The sequence below is a fragment of the Streptomyces sp. NPDC002935 genome, assembly GCF_040611295.1.
Lineage (GTDB): Bacteria > Actinomycetota > Actinomycetes > Streptomycetales > Streptomycetaceae > Streptomyces.
Genome location: NZ_JBEXNW010000040.1, coordinates 63762 through 86477, shown reverse-complemented (window position 1 = coordinate 86477; position 22716 = coordinate 63762). Strand labels below are relative to the sequence as shown.

Below are 22716 nucleotides of genomic sequence, written 5' to 3'. Positions count from 1 at the left end.
GATCCTCCAGCACCTTGCTATCGAGCGGTCGCCCCATGGGACACCTCGGCAGAGCCCCCGGGACGGTTCGCCAGCCGCGATGGCATTCAATCACTTACCGGCAGGCGTGCACGACGCCTTGAGCCCATTGTCCGTCACGCCAGTGACACACTCGATGCCGATGGCCAAGAATCACCGATCCGATCGATCCTCGACGGACACCGCGTCCCGCCCCTCGCCGAGCACCGTCCTGGACCGGCTCGCCTCGGGGCCGAGCCGGGCTTCGCGCATCACTCATACGGAGCACTTGCCCCCGCGAGCGGGTCGCCATGCCGTCTGGCCCGACCGGATCCGCTCGGAGGTCATCGCCGCCGTGCAGGCCGCGGGCATCGAACACCCCTGGGCCCACCAGGCACGCGCTGCCGAGCACGCCCTGGACGGCGAGTCGGTGATCGTCGCCACCGGCACCGCCTCCGGCAAGTCCCTGGCCTACCTGGCCCCGGTCCTGACAGCCCTCCTGGACGGCTCCGAGGCCCCGAACGGCCGGGGCGCCACCGCCCTCTACCTGGCCCCCACCAAGGCCCTGGCGGCCGACCAGCGCCGTTCGGTGAAGGAACTTTCACAACCGCTGGGCAATGCCGTACGCCCAGCCGTGTACGACGGCGACACGCCCTTCGAGGAACGCGAATGGGTACGTCAGTACGCCAACTACGTCCTGACCAACCCCGACATGCTGCACCGCGGGATATTGCCCTCCCACCCCCGCTGGTCCTCCTTCCTGCGCGCCCTGCGCTATGTCGTCATCGACGAGTGCCACACCTACCGCGGCGTCTTCGGCTCCCACGTCGCCCAGGTACTGCGCCGCCTGCGCCGCCTGTGCGCCCGCTACGGCGCCTCTCCCGTCTTCCTGCTGGCCTCCGCCACCGCCGCCGAGCCCTCGGTCGCGGCGCGCCGCCTGACCGGCCTCCCGGTGGTCGAGGTGTCCGACGACGCCTCCCCCCGAGGGGAACTGGTGTTCGCCCTGTGGGAGCCCCCGCTCACCGAACTGCACGGCGAGAAAGGTGCACCCGTCCGGCGTACCGCGACCGCCGAAACGGCCGATCTGCTGACCGACCTCACCGTCCAGGGCATGCGCTCGATCGCCTTCGTCCGCTCCCGGCGTGGCGCCGAACTGATCGCGCTGATCGCACAGGAACGCCTCACCGAGATCGACCGCTCACTGGCCCGGCGCGTCGCGGCCTACCGCGGCGGCTACCTCCCCGAGGAACGCCGTGCCCTGGAGCGCGCACTGCACTCCGGTGAACTCCTCGGCCTCGCCGCCACGACCGCCCTCGAACTCGGCGTCGACGTCTCCGGCCTCGACGCCGTCGTCATCGCCGGCTACCCGGGCACCCGCGCCTCCCTCTGGCAGCAGGCGGGCCGCGCGGGACGCTCCGGGCAGGGCGCCCTGGCGATCCTGGTCGCCCGCGACGACCCACTGGACACCTTCCTCGTCCACCACCCCGAGGCCCTGTTCGACCAACCGGTGGAATCCACGGTCCTCGACCCCGACAACCCGTACGTCCTGGCCCCGCACCTGTGCGCCGCCGCCGCCGAGATCCCTCTCACGGACGACGACCTGGAACTCTTCGGCCCCGCCGCCGCCGGTCTGCTGCCACAACTGGAGGCCGCGAAGCTGCTGCGTCGCCGGGCGACGGCCTGGCACTGGACCCGCCGGGAGCGGGCCGCCGACCTGACCGACATCCGCGGGGGCGGCGGCAGCCCCGTGCAGGTCGTCGAGTCCGGGACCGGACGCCTCCTCGGCACGGTCGACGAGGGCGCCGCGCACACGGCGGTCCACGAGGGCGCGGTCCATCTGCACCAGGGCCGTACGTACCTGGTGCGCAAACTGGACCTGGAGGACTCCGTCGCCCTCGTCGAGGAGGCCAGCCCGCCGTATTCGACGGTCGCCCGCGACACCACGTCCATCGCCGTCCTCGAAACCGACGTCGAAGTCCCCTGGGGCGAAGGCCGGTTGTGCTACGGCTCCGTCGAAGTCACCAACCAAGTCGTCTCCTTCCTGCGTCGTCGTGTCATCACCGGTGAGGTTCTCGGCGAGACGAAACTCGACCTCCCTCCTCGTACGCTCCGCACACGCGCCGTCTGGTGGACGGTCACCGAGGACCAGCTCGACGCGGCCCGGATCAACCCGGAGATACTCGGCGGCGCCCTGCACGCCGCCGAGCACGCGTCGATCGGCATGCTGCCGCTCTTCGCCACCTGCGACCGCTGGGACATCGGCGGTGTCTCCGTCCCCCTCCACCCGGACACGCTCCTGCCCACCGTCTTCGTGTACGACGGCCACCCGGGCGGCGCCGGATTCGCCGAGCGCGCCTTCCACACGGCCCGCTCCTGGCTCACCGCCACCCGCCAGGCCATCGCCTCCTGCGAGTGCGACGCCGGCTGCCCCTCCTGCATCCAGTCCCCCAAGTGCGGCAACGGGAACGATCCGCTGCACAAGCGAGGCGCCGTACGCCTGCTCACGGAGTTGCTGCGCGCGGCACCGCAGGAGCAGGAGCCAGAGGAGCAAGAGCCGAAGGAGTGAGAGCCGAAGGAGTGAGACCGGAGGAGTGAGAGCCGGAGCAATCAGGGCCGGAGGAATCAGCGCCGGAGCAATCAAGGCCGGAGGAATCAGGGCCGGAGGGTGAAGGCCCGGCGCGCGAGGGGTGAGGGCGCCGCAGGTCCGGTGGACCCCACAGGCCCTGCCGGCCCCGCGGGGCCCGCCCTCGATCTGACCTCCGCGGTGAACGGTCCCTGTCCGGATGCAGCCGTCACGTCCGAGATCTCCCCCACGACCGCGCACCGGACGAGCCGCGCGCCCTGCGCCCGCGCCACTCGGTCCGCGCGGGCGCACGCCGCCGTGCCGCCGTCGCTCCAGTGGTCCGCCGCAGCGAGAGCCGACAGATCCGCCGCCCCCGCCGCCCGGTGCCGCACCAGGACGGCCTGCCCCATCGCCAGCACCACTCCGAAGACGGCGCACAGCACAGCGATCGCACCCACCGTCCAGACGGTCGCCGATCCTCTGTCGGAGGGCACGCACCACCACGCACACCGCCGGCCCGCAACGGACGACCACGCACATCGCCTGCTCCGTCGGCGACTCCAGCTCCTCATCTCCCGTCCACCCCCACCGTCTCCTCCGGCACCCCCACCGTCTCCTCCGCCAGGGCCACCGCCTCGTCACTCAGTTCCAGGGACATCGCGGCGGGCCCCGGCGTACTCGCGCCTACCGTCACCCGAACCAGGTCGGCCTCCCTTCTCACCGTGACCCTCGCGCCGGGAGGGGCCGCCCGGCGGGTCGTCGCCAGGACCGCTTCCGGCGAGTCCTGGCGCGCCGCCGCCCGGGCCCCCGCCCTCGCCGCGTCCACGCACTGGATCTGCGTGGACGCGGCGAGCAGGGCCCAGACCAGCGCCATGCCGACGAGCACCAGCGAGGGCAGCACCACAGCGGCCTCAGCGGTGACGAATCCACCGTCCCGACGCCGACGGACCTGAGCGGTCCTCAACAGGGCCGTCCGCGGGCCCCGTTCACATCTGGACATTGAGCGCCCGCCCCACGATGCCCTGCAGCTCCTCGCCGACCTGCCCGCTCGTCACCACCTTGTAGAGCGCGGCCGCGAAGGCCACCGCGGCGATGACACCCACCGCGTACTCGGAGGTGACCATTCCCGCGTCCCTCCGCGCCGCCGAAGCGAGCATCCGGACCCGCGTGTGTACCCGCCCTTGTTCTTGCCCTTGTTCTTGCCCTGGCCCTGGCCCTGGCCCTGGCCCTCGGCCTCGTTCCAGTCCTCGTCCGAAAACTCGTACCGTCCTGCTCATTTCAACCCCCGTAAGGTCCGACCCCGTCGGTCATGTCGCCCACTCGTCCTTCACCGCTCGTCGCTGCTGTCGCCTCTCACCCACCACCCCCTCGCAGCAACCCGCCGGCCAGCCCGATCACCACGGGCAGCACACCGATCGCGAGAAAGGCGGGCAGGAAACACAGCCCCACGGGCGCCGTGACCATGACGGCCGCCCGCCGTGCCCGTGCCGTCGCGGTGCGCCCCCACTCGGCTCGGGCCTCCGCAGCGAGCCGACCGACCGGCACAGCCGCCGGTACGCCCGACTCACCCGCCCGCTCCAGCAGTCGAGCCAACCCCCGGGCGCCCGGTATCGACGCCAACCGGCGCCACGCATCGGCAGGTTCGCCCCCGAGCCGCACCTCCGCCGCGCCCCGCTCCAGCCGCTCGCCCACCGGTCCGCCCAGTGCCTCGCCCACGGCCTGGGCCGCCGTGACAGGGCTCGCCCCCGCCGCGATGCACGCCGCCACCAAGTCGGCAGCGAGCGGTAGTTGGCGGGCCGCCCGCGTCACGTCGTACTCCTCCAGCGGCGCCGGATTCCGCCGCTGCCGCCACCGCCGGACCCCGAACCCGGCCGCCAGCCCCACCAGAACCCCGGCGAGACCGCCGATCAGGACCCAGCCGGCGCACACCACGCCCAGCACCGGCAGCCACCGTCGGCCGTAGTCACGTACGTCGCGGCGCCGCGACGACGGCGCCTTCTCCAGGAGCAGCAGCTCGGCCAGCCGCCGGCGCGCTCTCCGCTGGCGCCGCAACGCCCCGAACCAGCGGGCCGACGAGCCGACCAGGAGCACCCCGCACACAAGTACCCCCAGCCTGTGGACAACTTCCGCGTTCATGCCGTCTCCGCCCCTCGCACAATCCTCAGCGCCCACCACAGCCCCACGCCCTCCAGCGCCCCGCCGACCAGCAGACAGCCCAGTCCGGGACCGGTGTGCAACAGCACGTGCAGCGGGTCCGCACCGAGCGCTGTGCCGAGCAGGAGGCCGAGAACCGGCAGGCCCGCGAGCATCGAGGCCGTCGAGCGCGACCCGGCCAACTGGGCACGCATGTCCGCAATTTGATCGCGCTCGGCGCGTAGCGCGCCCTCCAGCCGGTCCAGGCCCGCCGCGAGTCCCGCGCCCCGGTCCACGGCCACACGCCAGCACGCGGCGAGCCCCACCAGACCGTCGGCGCCGGGTTGCCGTGCCGCCTCGGTGAGCGCACCCGGCACGTCCCCGCCGAACCTCGCCGCCGCCAGGACCACCGGCTGCGCGTCACCAAGTCCGTCCGAGTCGCGTGCGGCTCCGAGCAGCGCCTCGCCGGGCTGCCGTCCGGCCCGCACCTCGCCCGCCATCGCGGCGCACAGGGCGATCACCGCGTCACCGCGCCGCTCCCGATCGCGCCGTGCCTCTCCCGCCCGCCGCACCGTTCGCAGCAGGGGCACTCCGGCGGCCCCGAGGAGAAGCGGCACTACCGAGGCGCCCAGTGCCGCGATCACCAATCCCGCTGCCAGCGACCAGAGTTCGGGTCGCAGTCGCGCGCGTAGCCGCCGCCAGTCGACAAGGACCCGTTCCCACCGGGGTGGTCCGGTCGCCACCCCACCACCCGCGAGCAGCAACCTCGCTCTGCGTACCCCCGAGCCGCGCCCGCCGATCAGCCAGGCCGCGATCCCGGCGCACGCCACGGCCGCCCCCGCGGACGCGTCCGCCATCTCACCGATCCTCATCCCGCTCCCCGTTCACGTCTCGACGTCCGACCCCTGTCACGGCCCCGCCGTCCTTTCCGTCCGAAGGGCTCCTCGCGCTCCGCCAGTCCCGTGGGACTCCCTCTGTGGAACTCCCTCCGTCCCGAGCCGAATCGGCCCTGGCTGTCCCTCGCTCCCGTCCCGAAGCAGCCCCCGCAGCCGCTCCCACCCCCGCTCGCACACGAAGGCGTCCTCGCCCCACCGCAGCGCCGGCACCGTCACCACCAGCCCCGACGCGTCGCGTTCCAGCACATGCACCTCGGCGATCCGTCGCTGTCCGGCCCGGTCCCGCACGAGATGCAGAACCACGGACAACGCCAACGTCTGCTAAAACTCACCTCATGACCACCCGAGCAAGTCTGTATGTGAGGCTCAGCAGGCAAGCCTCAGATACCAACCTGTCGCTAGACGGCATGACCGATGACCTGCGGGAACTCTGCCGACAGGAAGGGATGACGGAGGTAGCCCTACACGTAGATGACGGACTTTCGGGCGGATACCGGGACCGGCCTGCGTTCACTGCGTGGATCGCTGACGCGCGCAGCGGACGGGCGCAGGTGCTTCTTACGTGGCACGTGGACCGGCTGACCCGTGAGGGGCTGAACGTAGCGGCTCAGCTTCTCGATGTGGTTGAAGGAAAGGACCCCGCCACAGGTCGCCAGATCAGCCGGCCCGTACGCCTGCTGGACGTCAAGGGTCTCGACAGCGATCACGGCGAGACGTTCCGCATGCGCTTCGTACTCCAGGCAGAGATTGCCCGCGCAGAACGAGAGCGCATGCGGGAACGCAGCAAGGCAGCGCACAGGCGCATCGCCCAGGCTGGACGGTACAGGGGCGGTTTCACCCCCTATGGGTACAAGGCTGTTCCCGCTGCGGACGGTAAGGGCCAGTCATTGGCCATCGAGCCCCGAGAGGCGCAGGCCATCCGCGAGAGCGTTGACCGCGTACTCAGCGGACACACCCTCGGACGCGTGGCCCGCTGGCTGAATGACCAGGGCTATTCGCCTAGACGTACGGACGAGTGGTCCAGGCGAGGGCTGCTCCACGTTCTGACCGGTGACGCCATCCTCGGACGGGTATCACGCGGCGGTAAGCCTGTACGTGACGCTGAGGGCGCGATCTTGACCCCCTTCCCCGCGATCATCGGCGAGGCGGAGCACTCCGCACTCAAAGCAGCCTGTAACCCCCAAGGGGAACGGCGCACACCCATGGGGCGCCAGCCATCCCGGCTGCTGTCAGGGCTTCTGACGTGCTTCTCCTGCCACGCGGTGCTGACCGTGGTCCGCCGCAACGGCCGAACTGCCGCCTACCGGTGCATGTCCCGTGGAATGGGCAAGGCATGTACTGCGGCTGTCAGCGTTGGCGCCAAGGTCATTGAAGACCACGTGACAGACCGGTATCTGCGTGCCGTTGGGTCCATGCGAATGACGCGAGAGCACGTGGTCACTGAGGGCATAGACGAACTGCCAGCGGTAGACGCGGAGATCGCCGATGTAATGGCGCAGGTCGCCACCCGTGCTACCGCCTCGCTGTTCGAGCGCCTGGCAGCGTTGCAGGCTCAGCGGGAGGAGCTGGAAGACAAGCCACCCGTACAGCACATCGAAATTGTAGACACGGGTCTGACTGTCGCCCAGTGGTGGACGGATGCGCACCTTGATGACCAGAGAGACGCACTCGCTGAGGCTTTCGGGCTGCTGGAAGTCAGCCCCGGTAAACCAGGAAGCCGAATTTTTGACCCCGCGCGCCTACGGCTTGAGTGGAGTCCGCCTGACGAACTAGTAGCGGACCGACTGTGAGGAGCTGGCCCGAGATGGGCTCCTAACAGCAACAGCACGGCAAATCAGCACGAATGGCGCCGGCCAGGCCACGACTTGGCGGAAGAGACCCGGCCAGCGTCCCATCAAAGGGAAAGGCTAAGTCTAGATGACTCGCGAAGAGCGTTTGGCCCAGTTCGAAGCAGAGTGCGCACAGCAGGAAGCGGAGTACAACGAGCGGGAAGCAGAGATGCTCCGCCTGCTGGAGTGGAAGAGGATTGAGAAGACCCTGGCCGGCCTCTACCGAGCGCGCTACGCAGGCGACAAGACCATACTGACCGCGCAGCGAATAGACAGGTTCGAGCGCCTTCAGCAGTGCCTCTTGGGTAGCCCCGCTGCGCTGGCTGGCTGACCGCCTAAGAGCTTCCCTGCCCCGTTCGGTCCCTGTGGCTGGGCGGGGCTTCGCTGTGCACTCAGACAGCCGTACAGAGCTTCGGGCTGACGTGCCCTCATTAAGCGTGGTTGCTGGTGGTGGGCGATCAGCGGCCTTACAGCGGGAAGGGGGCACCTGCACTCACAAGATCAATTACAGGGCCCTGACCTGCAAGAATGTAGAGATGTAGAAATGTAGGTCCCCCAGATAACCTCTAACGTGTCTAGCTCTAAACCAGACTCGCCTTCATTTCTGCATTTCGACACGGCACCCTCTTGCCTGACTATGTCCGCTTCGCGCTCGGAGAGGTCACCGACGGGACAGGCCTCTAGTGGAGGCACAGTTGCCCCGCTCCGCTGACTGTCCAACATGTCCGGCTTGGGCATCCAGGGGTAACCGACTCGACAGAACCAAGGTAGAGGCGCAATCACAGCGCCCTAGTTCAGCAGCACGGACCGCGAATCCGAGTGCTGCGTACACAGACAAGTCCACCTGGCCAGGACTCTAATAACCGGCCAGCAGTCGCCCCCGGGCGCAGGTTGAGATTCAGCAAGGGCTTCGCGGTCCCTCTTGCTGGGTCCTCCCTGCGTTCGGGGGCTTTCTGCGTTAAGGACCGCGAACATGACTTATCGATCCCTGCTGGCTGCCACCTGCCGTGAATGCGGTGAGTTGGCCGACGCATCCAACCTGAAGCGAGATGCACATACATGGTCCGGGCGCCAGTACCTATGCCTGGGCTGTTCCCGCAGACACGGCCGTGAGTACGCACAGACGACCCCGGGACGCGCTGTCTGGCAACGGAGGCAGTCGGGCCCCAACAAGGAGCCACACAGCCGCTACAGGGCCGCTCATCGACGCACTGAAGAGGCGCGCGGAAAGGCTGCCGACCACAAGTGCTACTGCGGTGCACAGGCCCAGAGTTGGGCGCTGCTTCCGCTGGTTCCGTGCCTCAAAGACGGGCCGTACAGGTACTCGCCGGACCCCATGGACTACCAATCGCTATGCCGCCCCTGTCATAGCGCCCTTGATCTCGCCTACGCCCGACTTAGGAAGCCCGCGTGAGACCAGACGACAGGAAGTACATCCCCAGCTTCGTGCACGCCATGGAACGCGTCGTAGAGCCGGCCAGCGGAAACGTGCTGCCACTCACGGAGGTCTACCGCGCCGCCCAGTCCCGACTTCGCGCAGACGCACGGCCAACGATGCCGCTGGGCACGTTCCGCAGGCTGTGCAAGGCCATTGGGCTGATGGTGACTCGCCGCGACTCTGCAGGTGACGCAGTCCCGTTCATCCACCAAGTGCGTCTCATCGACGCTGACCACTAAGGGAATTCACATGTCCGACCCGATCAAGACCACCAACCCTGACGGCACCGCCACGTACCAGAGCATGGGTGACCGAGACATCGCCGCTGAAGCGGTCCAGGGGGTGGCCAAGGCAGCCGTAAAGCTGGTGGACGCCTTCAGCAACGCTGCGGACATGAGCGCGAACATGCCTGCCGACATCCGCGAGCTACTTCGGAGCGCGTCCAGCGACATCAAGAACGCCCCGGACACGGCTTTCCGGGCCAAGGCAGCGGCGGACAAGCACCTGGCCAACGACATGCTGTATCCCGCTGGCCGTGAGCGCCTGGCCAAGCAGGAGATCGGCGATGCCATGGCCAAGGTGACCGAGATCCTGGATGGCGCAGACACGAAGATCGACGTCGCGGACGCGCTTCTCTACCAGGCTGCCCGGCCGGCCATGCCCGCTGGCGCCGACGTAGCGGCCCGCTCAGACGTGAAGATGGTGCTGGATGCAGCCAACGGCCTGGACATGGCTGACAGCGCCAAGGAACTGGCCAAGCGGAGCGACGCGGTTGGCGCTCTGGTCGCGGATCAGGGATGGCTCAGCCTTTACATGCAGTCCCGCAAGGTCGACCCCAGGACTGCGGACGCCATCAAGGTCATCGTCCGTAACGAGATGCTTCAGGCTGCCGCAGAGTCCGACGATCCCAAGCGTGTGGCCACTGGACGTACGGCCCTGGCCCTGGTGAACCTGCGCAAGGCAGTCATCGCCGCTCGCGGGTACCAGCGCAACGCTCTGTAGGTACGAAAGTTCGTAGGTGGCTGGTCAGTTCACACGCGCTGACCAGCCTGTCTGCCTGAGAGGACAGCGCCATACCTGCACCAGCTACCTGCCGTCACCCTCGCTGCGATGTTGCCACCGGTGGGCCTGCTCGCTGCCTGGTCCATGCGTACGAGTGGGCCCGACGGAAGCAGAGTCAAGTCCGCTGATCATCACGCAGCGTCAAAACAGGGCAACGTGTACCTAGATGCCCGAATTGAACGATAGGGGTGGGGGAGTACCCCTTTGGGGGGTGGGGGCCCTGAACGCGGGGGAGGGCTCTAGCCGGCGCGCCCAATTCTAAAAGTTCACCCAGCGTACACAGAGAGTCATATTTACCTGACTAGGAGTCATAATGCCTGGTAAACCGGGCACTCAGCGCGGTAACTACGCTCCGCGACCAGAGCGCATTGCCCCAATCATGATCGATCCCGTCTGCTCCCTGCCCGTCCCTGATCTGCCGGCCGGCCGCACCTGGACCGACGTTGAGCAGCAGCGCTGGCATGAGCTGTGGACTGGTCCCGCTGCGAACACGTGGTCAGAGGACGTGATCGGCATCGTCGCTGTCTACGTCGCGCTGGAGACCCAGTTCCTGAATGGTCGCATAGCCGCTGGTGTCCTCGGGGAGTTCCGGCAGATAGCCGAACAGCTCGCCCTTACGCCGGCCTCGCGCATCCGCCTGAATATCCGCATCAGGGAGTCGGACGATGCCTGAGCTGACAGCCCGCCAGCGAGCCCAAAAGGAGCGTCTGGCAGCCAGATCAGCTCAGGCAGACCGCGCGGAGTCCCTGGAAGCGGCCCAGTCCGCTGCCTTTGAGCGCCGGCTAGCCCTCGTTCTGGACGCTGAGCAGTCCGGCAGAGCCGTAGATCTGGGCGATTACTTCGCTGACTAGCCCCTGCCCCCGCAGTACCCACCCATAGGCGCCTCTGGTCCACCTGACCGGGGCGCCATTTTCATGCCCAGGAGACGCCTTGCCATCCGTGACCGCTCTCGTCCGCTATGCCGCTCTCACTGCGGCCATGTCCATATCGTTCGAGACGCAGCGGCACCTTGCGCTGTCCCATGGCGTCCTCGGGTGGCCGGCCTACGCCGTGCCGATCGCCCTGGATTGCTATCTACTGTGGAGTGTCCGGTCAGGCCGTGACATCGCGCTGGCCGTGTCTCTGTCCGTGGCCGCGAACGTGTCCGGCGTCCTGTCCGCTGAGCCGCTGGGCGCTGTCAGTACGTGGGTTGGCGCCGCTCTGCACGCGTCATTCCCAACTGTTCTGTGGCGGATGGAGCGATCTCCGCAGGTCAGCAAGCCGGACACGGCCCTACCTGATGCCCCGTCAGCGGCCAGTCAGTGGCCTGCCGATGACCTGTGGCAAGACTTCGATCAGAGCGCCCCGGACAGCGACGAAGCCCCGGTGACCACTCCCCCTACACCTGCGGACATACGCGCGGCCATGGATGTGCTGGCTTCGAAGCACGGTCGACCCGTGACCGGACGCATGATCGCGGATCACTACAGCGTGTCCGAGCGGACCGGCCGGCGATACATGGCCATGGCCAGTGACGCGTCATGACCGACCCCCGACTGAAGGCCTATCTGGCGCTGTCCGCCGAAGCACTGAGCGAGCCCCTGTGGACCTTCCCGCCCGGCGACGCGCCGTTGGTCATCCAGGCTCGCCGACGCGTGCTTGGTTGGGAATCCGCCCTGCTGTCCGGCACCGATGACCGCGTGACCGACTTCGCCGAGACCGACCCGGACCCGCTGTAACCCCCTGAGCCCCGCCTCTGCTGCCTCGCTGGCTGTGGACGCGGGGCTTTTGTCGTCTGAGAGGCGTGCAAGTTCGTGCAAGTTAGTGGCGCCCAGGGGTGATTCGGCGCAAGCTCGGACACGCCGATCGTCACCAATCGCCCCGGAGGTCACCATGGCGTTGCACCGACTTGGCAAGGACCCTGAGAGCCCCAACAACGGCTCACCAACTGTGTACTTGGACGATGAGACAGGGCACTACATCCTGCAAGGCTGGAAGATCACGGATCCTGAGCGGCTGGCTGAGCTGAACATCCCCGAGCATGAGACCGTGATCGAGTTTCCCAGGCGCATGCTGGCCTTTTTTCCGGAGGTGGCTGGTGGCGACGTTTGAGGAGCTGTTCCGGTCCGCCCAACACAGCGCGTATCACCTGGAAATGCGGGATGCGTACGGCCTGGATGACGACTACCAGGAGTGGGCTTCCGGCAATCGCTTCGATCCTGCCGAACGCTGGCCCTGGTGGATTGACCTTGTCGCTGACTCCGTCGCCCGTGGGGTGGCCGTGCATCGCGCGCGCATCGTCTCCGAGCCCATCTCTGCGTACACGCGCTATGAGTACGACCTGACCAGCGGACATAACGTCAAGGCCGGCGAGATCGTACGTTGGCTGCCCCGTCGGCAGGCTTCCGCATTGGCCCTGCCCGGCAATGACTTCTGGCTGTTCGACGGTACGTCGGTCCTGTTCAACCACTTCGCTGGTGATGGCGCCATGACTGGTGAGGAGCTGGTCACGGATCCCGCCGTTGTGGACCTGTGCGCGTCCGCGTTCGCTGCCGTCTGGGAGCTTGCGACCCCGCACGAGGAGTACCGGCCGGCCTGACAGTGACTGCATCGTCCAGCGTCCAGCAAGCCCGAGAGGCTCTAGGCAAGCGCCTGCGTGAGATCCGGAGAGATTCGGGCCTGACCGCGCGTGAGCTGGCTTCTCGGGCTGACTGGCATGAGAGCAAGTGCAGCCGCATAGAGAACGGGCGCACGGCACCCTCAGACGATGATCTGCGCACGTACACGCTGCACTGCGGGGCTACGGACCAGACAGACGACCTGATCGCCACAGCACGGAACATCGACGGTGCCTATGTCGAGTGGCGCCGCATGGAACGCTCAGGCTTGCGCCGTGCCCAGGAGTCCGTCATTCCCCTGTGGGAGCGCACGCGGCACTTCCGGGCGTACTCGTCCTGGCTGATCCCCGGGCCCCTTCAGACGCGCGCGTACATCGAAGCGTTGCTCAAGGCCATTCGGGACCGGCGTGCGCTGCCTGACGACCTGGAAGAGGCAGTACAGGTACGCGTCGATAAGCAGCGCGTCTTGCACGAAGGCGGTCGCAGGTTCGCTGTGCTGCTTGAAGAGAGCGCGCTACGGCACAGGATCGGAGAGGCAGACACGATGGCTGGGCAGCTTGGCCATCTGCTGTCCCTGGCGACCCTGCCGAACGTCAGCCTGGGTGTGATCCCTCTGAGCGCTGACCGCACTGCGCTGTGGCCCGTGGAAGACTTCTGGATCTTTGATGACGCGCTGGTCAACGTGGAGCTGGTCTCCGCCTTCCTGACGGTCACTCAGCCCCATGAGGTCAGCATGTACGCGCACACCTTCGCTGACTTGGCTGAGCTTGCGGTCTACGGAGCCCCTGCCCGCTCGCTGATCACCTCTGCCATTGACTCTCTCGGGTGACTCCGTGCAAGTCCGTGCAAGTTCATTGAGGCTGTCGCTGTCCCGTTCCTAGCGTGGATCCCATCGGACAGCGAGGGGACGGCGGACATGGGCAGCCAGACGGACGCACGACAGAGCGAATACACGACGTACGCCCCGCCGGGTGAGAAGTGCCGGAGGTGCCACAGACCGTTCAAGACTCTGGAGACCTGCCGGCGAGTGACCATCGAGCGCGCATCTGCCTCCCCCAGCGCTGACCGGTACGAGCATGCCGAGTGCCCCTGATGACGCGCCTGAGCGCCTTACCGGACCCGGAACTTGTCAGCCTCACAGATGGCCCGTACGCGGACTCTCCCGAGGGCTGGTGGACCGAGCACGGCGGAGCCCTGGACGCAGCCTCTGGAGTGATCTACTTCCCGCGCGCTGCCCAGCTTCCCGAGTGCCAGCGCCCGTGCGCCCTCTGCGGGGGTGGCGATGTTCGTTGACCTGCTCACACCCAGGACAGGGCCAGTCGATTCAGACCACTGCCCCGTCTGCCGCAACCTGCGCACCGCTCTGACCGCAGCCCTGACAGTAGGCAGCGCGCCCATGGCCCGAAACGTCGTGCTCTCGATGTATGAGCACATGATCTACGGCCACCCAGACGACAAGCGGCATCAGACCCCGGTTCGCTGACGCCGACACTTCAGCGGATCGGAACCGGCCCCGGCCATGCGCCCGTGACGCGTGGTCGGGGCTTTTCGCTGCTCCGGGTATAACAGATGTGTTTGATGGGTTGATCGACAACGCTGCCGCCAACTGGCTGTGCAGGGCGGCCCGGTCGAGCCCCGCCGCGGTGCCTAATGCCTCCAGCCGGGCCGGGACCTGCGCCGCCGCGTTCGCATGGACCGTGCCCGAGCCGCCCTCATGGCCCGTGTTCAGAGCGGCCAGCAGCGAGACCACCTCGGGACCGCGCACCTCGCCGACCACCAGCCGGTCCGGTCTCATCCGCAGGGCCTGCCGGACGAGATCCTGGAGCGTGACGAGGCCTACGCCCTCCTGGTTGGCCGGCCGGCCCTCCAGACGGACCACATGCGGATGGTCGGGCCGCAGCTCCGCCGAGTCCTCGGCGAGCACGATCCGCTCCCCGGGACCCACCAGCCCCAGCAGCGCGCTCAGCAAGGTCGTCTTCCCGAACCCGAGACAGTGACACCACTGCTGAGCCACACTCAGAGGATGAAGCCCACTCCAACGACGGTCAGCCGGACGCGCGCGGTCGTCTACCTGCGCATCAGCCAGGACCGCACCGGCGCGCACCTCGGTGTCGACCGGCAGCGCGAGGACTGCCACGCTCTCGCCGAACGGAATGGCTGGGATGTCGTCGAGACCTACATCGACAACGACCTGTCTGCGTACAGCGGCAAGAAGCGCCCCGGGTACCGGCAGATGCTCGCCGACCTCGACCACGGCACGGCCACCGTCGTCGTCGCCTGGCATACCGACAGGCTCCACCGCTCCCCCACTGAGCTGGAGGAGTACATCGATCTGTCCGAGCGCCGCGGCGTGAACACCCACACCTGCCAGGCCGGACCGATCGACCTGTCCACGCCGTCCGGGCGGATGACGGCGCGCATCCTCGGCGCCGTCGCCCGGCACGAGTCGGAACACAAGGGGGCGCGTGTTGCCCGCGCGCGCCAGCAGAAGGCCATGGCCGGCGAGTGGGCGGGCGGCATCCGCCCGTTCGGGTGGGGCGTGCCCACCGGTGAGACACAGAAGCGGGTCGCCCGGAAGACCGGCGAGGAGAACGACGAGCCCGTCCTCGACACGAGCAAGGTCGTGCCCGAGGAGGCCGAGGCCTTGCGGGTGTGGACGGACATGATCCTGTCGGGGGGGTCGATCCGGTCGTGCGTGAAGTGGTGCACCGACAAGGGTGTGACGACCACCCGCGGGAATCCGATCGGGCACGTCGAGATGCGGGACATGCTGCTACGCCCCAGGAATGCCGGTATCGCCGTGTACAGGGGCGAGGAGGTCGGGCGCGGGCAGTGGGAGCCGGTCGTCGACGAGGCGAAGTTCAGGGCGGTCGTGGCGATCCTGTCGGATCCCTCACGTCGGACGACGCCAGGCGCCCAACCGAAGTGGCTGGGGTCGCTGTTGTACCTGTGCGGCCGCGACGGGTGCGGGCGGGGTCTGACGGTGACGCAGTCCGGCGGCCGGCAGTACCCGAGCTACAAGTGCGCGACCGGCCACGGGGGCGGGCGGCGGGCCGAGCTCGTCGACCAGTACGTCGAGGACACGATCGTCGAGCGACTGTCACGGGACGACGCGGAGGATCTGCTGCTGCCCGGTCCGGACGATGTGGACGTCGCCGGGCTGCAGGCGGAGAGCGAGCGGATCCGCCGGCGGATGACCGACCTGGCGGGCCTGTTCGGTGCGGGGCAGTTGGAACTGTCGCCGTTCACCGAGGGTATGGAGACGGCCCGTGCGCAGCTCGACGGCGTGACGCACCAGTTGGCGCGCGCGGCGATGGTGGACCCGCTCGTCGGCCTGGTCGGCGCGCCGGATGTACGGAAGGTTTGGAAGGCGTTGCTGCTGGAGCAGAAGCGGAACGTGCTGCGGGCGGCGCTCGTCGTCACGCTGGTCAAGCCGCGGTCCGGGCGGATGCCGGACGGCGGGTACTTCGACTATGACGCCGTGGTGTTCGAGTGGAAGCGGAAGTCGAGGGGAGAGGGCAGCCCGTCACTCGACGGGCGGCAGTAGTCCGATGCGTCGCGCGGACCCGACCCACTTCGCCGCTGTCGAGTGGGATACCCCGAAGTGATTCTGTACGGCCCGGGTCGGCGGCTCGTCTTCGGACTGGGCATGGTTGTAGATCTTGGCGACCTCTTCGAGGTGCTCGGGCGTGATCTTTCTGCGTCGCTGAACACCGACTTCAGCGGTCTGGTCTGCAGACCTTTCGCCCTCGGGGCGGGGGACCGCTGCCGTGGCGAGTTGCTCCCGCATCCCGGGGAGCTGCAGGAACTTCACGATCTCGGCCTTGGCTCGCTCGGTCCAAGCGAGTGGCGGAAAGTGCTGAACGATCTCACCGAGGTAGGGCACCCACTCACCCATCCCGTGGACCTTGACAAGCCTGACACCGTCAGCCGTTGACGCCTTGAAATTGACGAAGATGGCCGTCGGCTCCGACGTCGCCATCATCTCTGACGTCTGAATGACCATGAAGAAGTCATCCGGGTACGTCACGTAGTCGATCGTGACGTGGCGGATGCGCAGCTCGCTGTCGAAGTCCCAGTCTGTGGGGATGGCCAGGACGCGCCAGTCGGCGGGGAGGGGGGATTCATCAATCACGTTCCCAAGATGCACGATCGGCAAGCAATCGGCAAGAGGGGACCCCCCTCAATGCCTAGGAAGTACACAGGTTGGCCTGTCTCGTTAGTCGATCACTGCGATGCATAGCCGAGCTCGCGCGCAAGTATCCGCAAATTCCTGCTAGTACCCGCTAGACCCGGCTGGTACCCAGTCGTACCCGTCAGTGCCCTTGGGTTCCCTAGGGTTGCATGACGGTTCGTCAGGTACCTAGCACCGGCAAGGCGCCCCGCACGCTCCGGCTACCCCAGATGCCACACCCACAACGCACCACCTCTGCCCTGGTTTCCCCTGGCAGGGCGGCATGCGCCTCACACGGCATAGCGTCGCCCGCCACTCGGACCCCGAGCAATCCCGAGTAACCCCGAGGCACGCCGAGGCAACCCCGTCGTACCCCATGGTTGCAACCACGCCTAGTAAGTCCTAGCCACATCGGCATAGTGAGAACCTAGTTACAGGGGTTGCCTAACGGCAAGGTGTCGGCTAGGTTTCTGCCATGGCTCAAACAGCACAGCTGTTGCGCCTCGCCGATGTTCGCGCTGCTCTCAGTAATGGAGAAGCGCGGCGCCTACGCGAAGCCGCAGCCCTTTCCATCAGCGAGATTGCCCACGCTTGCGGAGTCGACCAGTCGACCGTCTGGCGGTGGGAGCGGGGAACGCGAAAGCCCCGCGGTGAAGCCGCTCTCCTCTACGGGCAGCTCATCGAAGACCTTCGAAAGAGGACGGAGCCCGGGCCGCCGGAAACGGCGCTCGCGTGACACCTCGAATGGCACCTCTCCCAGCTGGTACCTGGGGGAGTTCGCCGGAAAAGCGAAGAGGCCGGCTGGTACCCGGCCTCCTCGAAGAGCAAATCCATCTCCACCGCTAAGCAAGAGAACGGAACGTGCTCATGCAGCATCTTGCCAGTTCTATGCCGACTGCGTCGACCCCGGCCGAGCAGAGCATCAGCGTCACCCTTTCCGCCGAGGTGCTGGTCGACCTCGATGACGGGCGCCCCACCCTCGTCGCCGCCACCGAGTCCAACCTCGGCGACATCCGCGAAACCTCCCCGGCCCGGCTCCGCGACATGGTCAACGCAGCCCACGCCCAGCTCGACCAGATCGAGCGACTCGCCGACGAGTACGAGGCCGCCGCCACGCTCCGCGCGATCGTCGCCGAGCACCACCTGACGATCGAGGAGTGGGACACCACCACCCTCGACCCCTTTCTCCGCGACCGCCTCATGTGCTGGCGGATGACGGGCGAAGACGGCAGCACGCTGATCATCGTCCCCGCGGGCCAGGACCCCATCGAGCGCGTCAACTTCGTGGCCCACCTGCTCAAGCACCTCCAGGCGCAGGCGTGAGCGCCGAGACCGCAGCGGCCGAGGACACCCTCGGCCGCCCGGCCCGGCCCGTCCGGTTCGAGGACCCGGTCCGCAATGCCGCCTACTGGGCGCGCATTGACGCCATCGTCGACCAGGCCCCGCCGCTCACCGACTACCAGCGAGCCGTGATCCGCACCGCCTTCCACCAGCCCGCGGCGCGGGAGGCGGCGTGAAGGAGACGACGCGCCCCGACTGCGGCCACTGGATCGGCGCCGAGCAGCGCCACTGCAAGGAAGCCGGCGGCGTCCGCCCGTACATCGGCGGACCCCGCTGCCCGCTCCACACCCCGGCCGCCCTGCAGGGCAAGGCCGAACCCCAGCCCGGGCCCGGTTGGCCCATCTTCCGCACGGAGGCGACGGCATGAGCATGGACCCGAAGACGCTTCGCGCCGTTGCCCGGCGCGACCGGGCGGCCAAAAAGGTTGCCCGCTACCAGGCCCGCACCATCCTGGCAGTCTGCAACCTCGCCGAGCGGCACGGCCGGCACGTCCCTGCAGTCGGCCACCGCACCTCATTCATGGGCCTCGGCGAACTGCGACCCGCCCTGATCGACCCGAGTGACGGAGACGGTGACTGGTTCTTCGTCCACGAAGTCCTGGAGATCACCGGCGCGACGCCCGAGCAGTGGCACCAGCTGTACGACGAGGAAATCGCCGAGGCCGCCGAAGAGCCGCCCGTCCTCCCCCGCGTCGACGAGTACACCCAGCACCGCGCCGACGGAGGCAGTCACCAAGTCCCTGTCTGCAACTGGCAGATGGCGCTGATGCTCGCCCTCGACGGCCCCTGGGGCAAAGAGCTGATGGCGAACATCACGCCGGCGTTCCGACGAGCCGCCGTCGAGTCAGGCATCGCCGATCAGATCCAGGTCGTGCGCCTCGCCGAGGACGGCACCGCGCACGAGACCGGTGAGTCCATGACGGACGCCATCCTCGCCGACGGCCCGCTTCCGTCCGCCGAAGTCGTCCGAGAGCAGATCCGGCGCGGACCCCTCGGGAACCTCCTGGACGGAGACCGGTCGTGAGCGAGGACCCGGAGCGCCTGTACGTGAAGCGCGCGGCGGAGAAGGCCCTGCACGTGATGGTCCTCGACTCCATCCGGCACGACCTGGAGCAGCAGCCCAGCGGATCCTCCGCCCAGGCCAAGGCCCGCATCTGGTGCGCTCACGTCCTCGCGATCGCCGACGACGTCGCCGACGCGAAGCGCCGAGCGGCCTAACCCGCGGGCGGGCGCCGACCTCCCCCTCCGGCGCCCGCCCGCCACACGAACTATCTGATCCAGCTCGTAGAAGAGAGCACGTTCGTGACCGACACCATCGCCTTCAACAGGCTCGCGGATCTCCTCCGCGAGATGGGCGAGCCCGCGCGCTACCAGGGTGGCGCCCTCCGCACCCGAGGCATCTGCCACGACGGTGACGCCCCCGGCACCGTCGCGATCAGGCGCGGCAACAACGGCGGCGTCGTCATCCACTGCCACAAATGCAACGACAACCGCGCCTTCCTCGACGCGATCGGCTGGACCGAGGCCGACCTGTTCGACGAGCCGCTGGAGCGAACCCGGGACAGGCCCGCCGACGACCTCTGGATCCCATGCCGGGATCGCGGCCACAAGCGCATCGCCCAGTACGTGTACCGCGACGAGAACGGCGCCATCATCCACGGCGTCACCCGCTGCGATGCGAAGTGCTTCGCCCAGTGGCGCCCCGAACCGAGCACCAAGTCCGGCCGGCGCTGGTCGCTGAACGACTCGGACGGCAACCGACTGGTCCGGCTCGTCCCGTACCGGCTGCCAGAACTCCTTGCCGCGAAGGAAGCGGACCGGGTCGTCTTCATCTGCGAGGGCGAGAAGGACGCCCATGCGCTCGTCGACCACGGCCTGGTAGCCACCTGCAACGCGGGCGGCGCCGGGAAGTGGACGGCCGAACACGCCCGGCATCTGGAAGGCGTGGACGTCACCATCGTCGCCGACCGCGACGAGCCCGGACGCGCCCACGCCGAGCAGGTGGTGAGCACGCTGCAGGGTGTGGCCCGCACGGTCTATGTCGTGCAGGCCAGGGCTGGCAAGGATGCTGCTGACCACTTCGCGGCCGGGCACACCGACAGCGAGTTTCTGCAGGTCTGGGCCCCGTTCCCGGACCCCATGGACCCGGCGGTGACGTCTTGACGGCGGCACCGAACTGGGCGGAGGACGTGTCTGCCGACGGGGATTCCGTCAATTCTGTCAGGCACTTCCCAGGGGGATGGGATGAGCCCGTCTCCATCGACCGCCCCACGCTCACCCCGTTCCCCACCCAACTCCTGGGGACCAGCCTCGCGGCCGTCGTGAACGCCGTCACCGAGCAGGTGCAGGTCGCTCCGGACATCCCGGCCATGATCTCCCTCGCGGCAATCTCGACGGCCGTGGGCGGGCGCGCACAGATCCGTATTCGCCCCGGCTGGTCCGAAGCGTCATCCCTCTGGACCGCAACGGTGGCCGGTGCGGGCGAGCGTAAGAGCGCTGCCGAAGGCCCGTTCAGTGACGCGCTCCGGCACATCGAACGCAAGCTCCGCGAGGAAGCACTGCCAGAGATCGAGGAAGCCGAGCAGACGCTGAAGGTGGCACAAGCCCGTCTGGAAGACGCGGAGAAGGCCGCGATCAAGGCGAAGCCGGACGCTTTCAAGCTGAGGATGGACGAGGCGAAGCTGGCTCGACGCCAGCTGGCGGAACTCGGACCTGTCCCCGCACCGCCCCGCCTCCTGTTCGGCGACATCACCCCGGCCGCCATGCCACAGAAGGCGTCGCAGCAGGGCGGCCGGATGGCCGTCATCCACTCCGAGGGCACGCTCCTCAAGCAGATGGGCGGCCTGTACAACAGCGGGGCCTCGGACACCGGGTTCGCTCTCGACGCTTACGACGGCAAGGCCATGCCCGTGGACCGCATCGGCCGGGACTCCATCGAGATGGAGAGTGCCCACCTTGCCGTGGGCCTGCTCATCCAGCCCGTGATCCTGGAGCAGCTCGGCCGTAAGAAGGACGACGAGATGCTGCACAACGGGTTCGTGCAGCGCTTCCTGTACAGCTTTCCGGCCTCCCGGCTCGGCTACCAGGACCCGCGCGGCTCGGTCGCCATCCCCGACAAGCTGATCGAGGACCTGGAAGGCCGTCTCCACAACCTCGTGAACACCCTGTGGAAAAGCGCCCTGGTCCGCGTTATCACCTTCACCGCCCAGGCCAGCGAAGACATGTACGTCTTCCAGGAAAGCCTGCAGGAGCGCCTCCGCCGCGGCGGCGACCTCCACCAGATGGCGTCCTGGGCGAGCAAGCTGCCCGGGAAGGTTGCCCGAGTCGCCGGCCTGCTCGCCCTCTACGAGGATGTCGATGCCAAGGAGGTCACTGCCGAGCAGTTCCGGGCCGCAGCCGACCTGGCGCCGTACTTCATCCGGCACGCCCGGCTCTGCCTGGACCTCATGGGCGCGAACCGGGAAGGGCAGCTCACTCCGGCCCGGGACGTCCTGGAGTGGTTGCGCCGCCGCAAGGCCGACCAGATCCGTCTGCCGTTCAGCGTGCGGGACGCGCAGCGAGGCGTCGACGGGAACGCCTGGGGCCCGGACGGGGTGACCTCCGAGTCCGTGCAGGACGCGATCCGCGTGCTCATCGACCGCGGGTGGGCAATGCCGATGCCCGAGGAGGTTCGGGAGGGGCGAGGTCGTAAGCCGTCTCCCAAGTTCCTGCCGCACCCGCTCATTTGGGACATGTCATGGCGAAAAGAAGAAGAAGAAGTCTCTGATACACACCTAAGGAGTGCCTGACAGAAATGACAGAAACCCAGGCATCCCCCGAGGCGGCTCCACATGAACGTCGATGACGTCGTGGCCGAGAAGATCGCCGCCGCCCGCGCACGAGCCGAAGCCGCCAAGCGCCGGCGTGCAGCCCTCGCCGCCGCCCGGCAGCGCGGCCTCGCCCACCGCCACGCACAGAAGCTGCGCAACCTCGAAGCCTCCCGGCACCGGGAAGCTTCCCAGCCCGCACAGGAGGGGCCGGTGGACGACGACGTCGTCATCGAGGTCACCACCGAGGAGTTCCACGACGCGGTCCGTACCTCACTCGCCCGGCTCGGCCTGACCTACGCCGAGCTCGAAGACCAGGCCCGCCGCCGCGACTTCACCAGCGCACAGGCCCAAGTCCTGTGGGTGTCCATCGGCGGCACCGTCACCACCGAACTACTGGAGGAGAACCAGTGACCACCATCGAAGCGATCCGCTCGAACCCTCTCATCGACGAGGCGAGCGCCGAACGTATCGCGGCTCTGTGGAACGCCGCCTACCCGGGCATGCGCGAGATGCTCACCACCGTCATCGACGGGCAGCGCAGCTACCTGAACGAACACCCCGACAGCTCTGTCCGCGCAGAGATCAAGCGTCATGAAGAAACGCGCCTCGCGCTCGGCCAGCTGGACCGCGGCACCTACCGCGGGTGCACCCGCAGTCCCGGGATGTTCGACACCTGGGGCGCGTTGTCCGCCATCAAGCGCCTCCCGATGGCCACCGGCAACAAGCACGCCGGCAACGTCTACCGGCTCGCCGCAGAGCTGGCGGACATCGAGGCTGCCCGCGCGGCGGCATTGATCACCGCCTGACCCGCACGACACCGGCCGGGCCCGCGGATATCGGGCCCGGCCACCCACCCAGCATCCCTCGCTTCCCGCAGA

At 68.1% G+C, this 22716-nt stretch carries 27 protein-coding genes and 2 pseudogenes; 21 read left to right on the top strand and 8 right to left on the bottom strand.

The window, feature by feature from the left end:
* Nucleotides 1-79: 79 nt before the first annotated feature.
* Nucleotides 80-2563, top strand: coding sequence for a DEAD/DEAH box helicase (locus ABZX90_RS37115; RefSeq protein WP_355212562.1), 2484 nt, complete (start codon nucleotides 80-82; stop codon nucleotides 2561-2563).
* An 86-nt stretch (nucleotides 2564-2649) separates the two neighbouring features.
* On the opposite strand, the gene ABZX90_RS37110 is transcribed toward ABZX90_RS37115, so the two are convergent.
* The 6 genes and pseudogenes from ABZX90_RS37110 to ABZX90_RS37085 form a co-directional block, all read right to left on the bottom strand.
* The gene (locus tag ABZX90_RS37110; RefSeq protein WP_355212559.1) at nucleotides 2650-3054 is read right to left on the bottom strand and encodes an Rv3654c family TadE-like protein; all 405 of its coding nucleotides are present in this window, start codon (nucleotides 3052-3054) and stop codon (nucleotides 2650-2652) included.
* Between the two features lie 74 nt (nucleotides 3055-3128).
* Nucleotides 3129-3524, bottom strand: a complete 396-nt coding sequence (locus tag ABZX90_RS37105) for a TadE family type IV pilus minor pilin (RefSeq protein ID WP_355212556.1) — start codon at nucleotides 3522-3524, stop codon at nucleotides 3129-3131.
* Between the two features lie 22 nt (nucleotides 3525-3546).
* Nucleotides 3547-3717, bottom strand: coding sequence for a DUF4244 domain-containing protein (locus ABZX90_RS37100; RefSeq protein ID WP_351126442.1), 171 nt, complete (start codon nucleotides 3715-3717; stop codon nucleotides 3547-3549).
* Between the two features lie 196 nt (nucleotides 3718-3913).
* Nucleotides 3914-4696 (bottom strand): type II secretion system F family protein, encoded by a 783-nt coding sequence (locus ABZX90_RS37095; RefSeq protein ID WP_355212553.1) that lies wholly within the window; start codon nucleotides 4694-4696, stop codon nucleotides 3914-3916.
* Nucleotides 4693-5550, bottom strand: a complete 858-nt coding sequence (locus ABZX90_RS37090) for a hypothetical protein (RefSeq protein ID WP_355212550.1) — start codon at nucleotides 5548-5550, stop codon at nucleotides 4693-4695. The genes ABZX90_RS37095 and ABZX90_RS37090 overlap by 4 nt, the downstream gene beginning before the upstream one ends.
* A 51-nt stretch (nucleotides 5551-5601) precedes the next feature.
* Nucleotides 5602-5901: pseudogene (locus ABZX90_RS37085) on the bottom strand (secretion protein); the annotation flags it as partial.
* Between the two features lie 23 nt (nucleotides 5902-5924).
* On the opposite strand from ABZX90_RS37085, the gene ABZX90_RS37080 reads away from it, so the two are divergent.
* The 9 genes from ABZX90_RS37080 to ABZX90_RS37040 all read left to right on the top strand — a co-directional run bounded on the left by ABZX90_RS37080 (nucleotide 5925) and on the right by ABZX90_RS37040 (nucleotide 13344).
* Nucleotides 5925-7379, top strand: coding sequence for a recombinase family protein (locus ABZX90_RS37080; RefSeq protein ID WP_355212547.1), 1455 nt, complete (start codon nucleotides 5925-5927; stop codon nucleotides 7377-7379).
* A gap of 127 nt (nucleotides 7380-7506) precedes the next feature.
* Nucleotides 7507-7749, top strand: coding sequence for a hypothetical protein (locus ABZX90_RS37075; RefSeq protein WP_355212544.1), 243 nt, complete (start codon nucleotides 7507-7509; stop codon nucleotides 7747-7749).
* A 1356-nt stretch (nucleotides 7750-9105) separates the two neighbouring features.
* Nucleotides 9106-9858, top strand: a complete 753-nt coding sequence (locus ABZX90_RS37070; RefSeq protein WP_355212541.1) for a hypothetical protein — start codon at nucleotides 9106-9108, stop codon at nucleotides 9856-9858.
* A gap of 439 nt (nucleotides 9859-10297) precedes the next feature.
* Nucleotides 10298-10591 carry a hypothetical protein gene (locus tag ABZX90_RS37065; protein WP_355212538.1) on the top strand — a complete coding sequence of 98 codons (294 nt, stop codon included), beginning with the start codon at nucleotides 10298-10300 and terminating at the stop codon, nucleotides 10589-10591.
* A 266-nt stretch (nucleotides 10592-10857) separates the two neighbouring features.
* Entirely contained in the window at nucleotides 10858-11442 is a 585-nt protein-coding gene (locus tag ABZX90_RS37060; protein WP_355212535.1) for a transfer protein spdA, read from the top strand.
* Entirely contained in the window at nucleotides 11439-11636 is a 198-nt protein-coding gene (locus ABZX90_RS37055; RefSeq protein ID WP_355212532.1) for a hypothetical protein, read from the top strand. Before ABZX90_RS37060 ends, ABZX90_RS37055 begins: the two co-directional genes overlap by 4 nt.
* A gap of 154 nt (nucleotides 11637-11790) precedes the next feature.
* A complete protein-coding gene (locus ABZX90_RS37050; protein WP_355212529.1) occupies nucleotides 11791-12009 on the top strand; it encodes a hypothetical protein in 219 nt (72 codons plus the stop codon).
* Nucleotides 12010-12052: 43 nt separating this feature from the next.
* Nucleotides 12053-12496 (top strand): DUF6879 family protein, encoded by a 444-nt coding sequence (locus tag ABZX90_RS37045; protein WP_355212568.1) that lies wholly within the window; start codon nucleotides 12053-12055, stop codon nucleotides 12494-12496.
* Nucleotides 12497-12498: 2 nt separating this feature from the next.
* A complete protein-coding gene (locus tag ABZX90_RS37040) occupies nucleotides 12499-13344 on the top strand; it encodes a helix-turn-helix transcriptional regulator (RefSeq protein ID WP_355212526.1) in 846 nt (281 codons plus the stop codon).
* 756 nt (nucleotides 13345-14100) lie between these two features.
* Here ABZX90_RS37040 and ABZX90_RS37035 read toward each other — a convergent pair.
* A pseudogene (locus ABZX90_RS37035) lies at nucleotides 14101-14496 on the bottom strand (ATPase, T2SS/T4P/T4SS family); the annotation flags it as partial.
* 42 nt (nucleotides 14497-14538) lie between these two features.
* Between ABZX90_RS37035 and ABZX90_RS37030 the strand changes: the two are divergent.
* Complete coding sequence (locus ABZX90_RS37030) at nucleotides 14539-16062, top strand: recombinase family protein (RefSeq protein WP_355212523.1); 1524 nt, start codon at nucleotides 14539-14541, stop codon at nucleotides 16060-16062.
* Here the strand turns inward: ABZX90_RS37030 and ABZX90_RS37025 are convergent.
* The gene (locus tag ABZX90_RS37025) at nucleotides 16042-16650 is read right to left on the bottom strand and encodes a hypothetical protein (protein ID WP_355212520.1); all 609 of its coding nucleotides are present in this window, start codon (nucleotides 16648-16650) and stop codon (nucleotides 16042-16044) included. The genes ABZX90_RS37030 and ABZX90_RS37025 overlap by 21 nt on opposite strands.
* Nucleotides 16651-17164: 514 nt before the next feature.
* Here ABZX90_RS37025 and ABZX90_RS37020 point away from each other — a divergent pair.
* From ABZX90_RS37020 to ABZX90_RS36975, 10 genes are all read left to right on the top strand, one after another.
* Nucleotides 17165-17425 (top strand): helix-turn-helix transcriptional regulator, encoded by a 261-nt coding sequence (locus ABZX90_RS37020; RefSeq protein WP_355212517.1) that lies wholly within the window; start codon nucleotides 17165-17167, stop codon nucleotides 17423-17425.
* Between the two features lie 152 nt (nucleotides 17426-17577).
* Nucleotides 17578-18012, top strand: coding sequence for a hypothetical protein (locus ABZX90_RS37015; RefSeq protein ID WP_355212514.1), 435 nt, complete (start codon nucleotides 17578-17580; stop codon nucleotides 18010-18012).
* A complete protein-coding gene (locus ABZX90_RS37010) occupies nucleotides 18009-18206 on the top strand; it encodes a hypothetical protein (RefSeq protein ID WP_355212511.1) in 198 nt (65 codons plus the stop codon). Before ABZX90_RS37015 ends, ABZX90_RS37010 begins: the two co-directional genes overlap by 4 nt.
* Nucleotides 18203-18397 carry a hypothetical protein gene (locus ABZX90_RS37005; RefSeq protein ID WP_355212508.1) on the top strand — a complete coding sequence of 65 codons (195 nt, stop codon included), beginning with the start codon at nucleotides 18203-18205 and terminating at the stop codon, nucleotides 18395-18397. Before ABZX90_RS37010 ends, ABZX90_RS37005 begins: the two co-directional genes overlap by 4 nt.
* Complete coding sequence (locus ABZX90_RS37000) at nucleotides 18394-19053, top strand: hypothetical protein (RefSeq protein WP_355212505.1); 660 nt, start codon at nucleotides 18394-18396, stop codon at nucleotides 19051-19053. The genes ABZX90_RS37005 and ABZX90_RS37000 overlap by 4 nt, the downstream gene beginning before the upstream one ends.
* Complete coding sequence (locus ABZX90_RS36995) at nucleotides 19050-19247, top strand: hypothetical protein (RefSeq protein WP_355212503.1); 198 nt, start codon at nucleotides 19050-19052, stop codon at nucleotides 19245-19247. Before ABZX90_RS37000 ends, ABZX90_RS36995 begins: the two co-directional genes overlap by 4 nt.
* 84 nt (nucleotides 19248-19331) lie before the next feature.
* A complete protein-coding gene (locus tag ABZX90_RS36990) occupies nucleotides 19332-20192 on the top strand; it encodes a toprim domain-containing protein (RefSeq protein ID WP_355212501.1) in 861 nt (286 codons plus the stop codon).
* Entirely contained in the window at nucleotides 20189-21817 is a 1629-nt protein-coding gene (locus ABZX90_RS36985; RefSeq protein ID WP_355212498.1) for a YfjI family protein, read from the top strand. Before ABZX90_RS36990 ends, ABZX90_RS36985 begins: the two co-directional genes overlap by 4 nt.
* 42 nt (nucleotides 21818-21859) lie before the next feature.
* A complete protein-coding gene (locus ABZX90_RS36980; protein WP_355212495.1) occupies nucleotides 21860-22249 on the top strand; it encodes a hypothetical protein in 390 nt (129 codons plus the stop codon).
* Complete coding sequence (locus ABZX90_RS36975; protein WP_355212492.1) at nucleotides 22246-22644, top strand: hypothetical protein; 399 nt, start codon at nucleotides 22246-22248, stop codon at nucleotides 22642-22644. Before ABZX90_RS36980 ends, ABZX90_RS36975 begins: the two co-directional genes overlap by 4 nt.
* Nucleotides 22645-22716 lie beyond the last annotated feature (72 nt).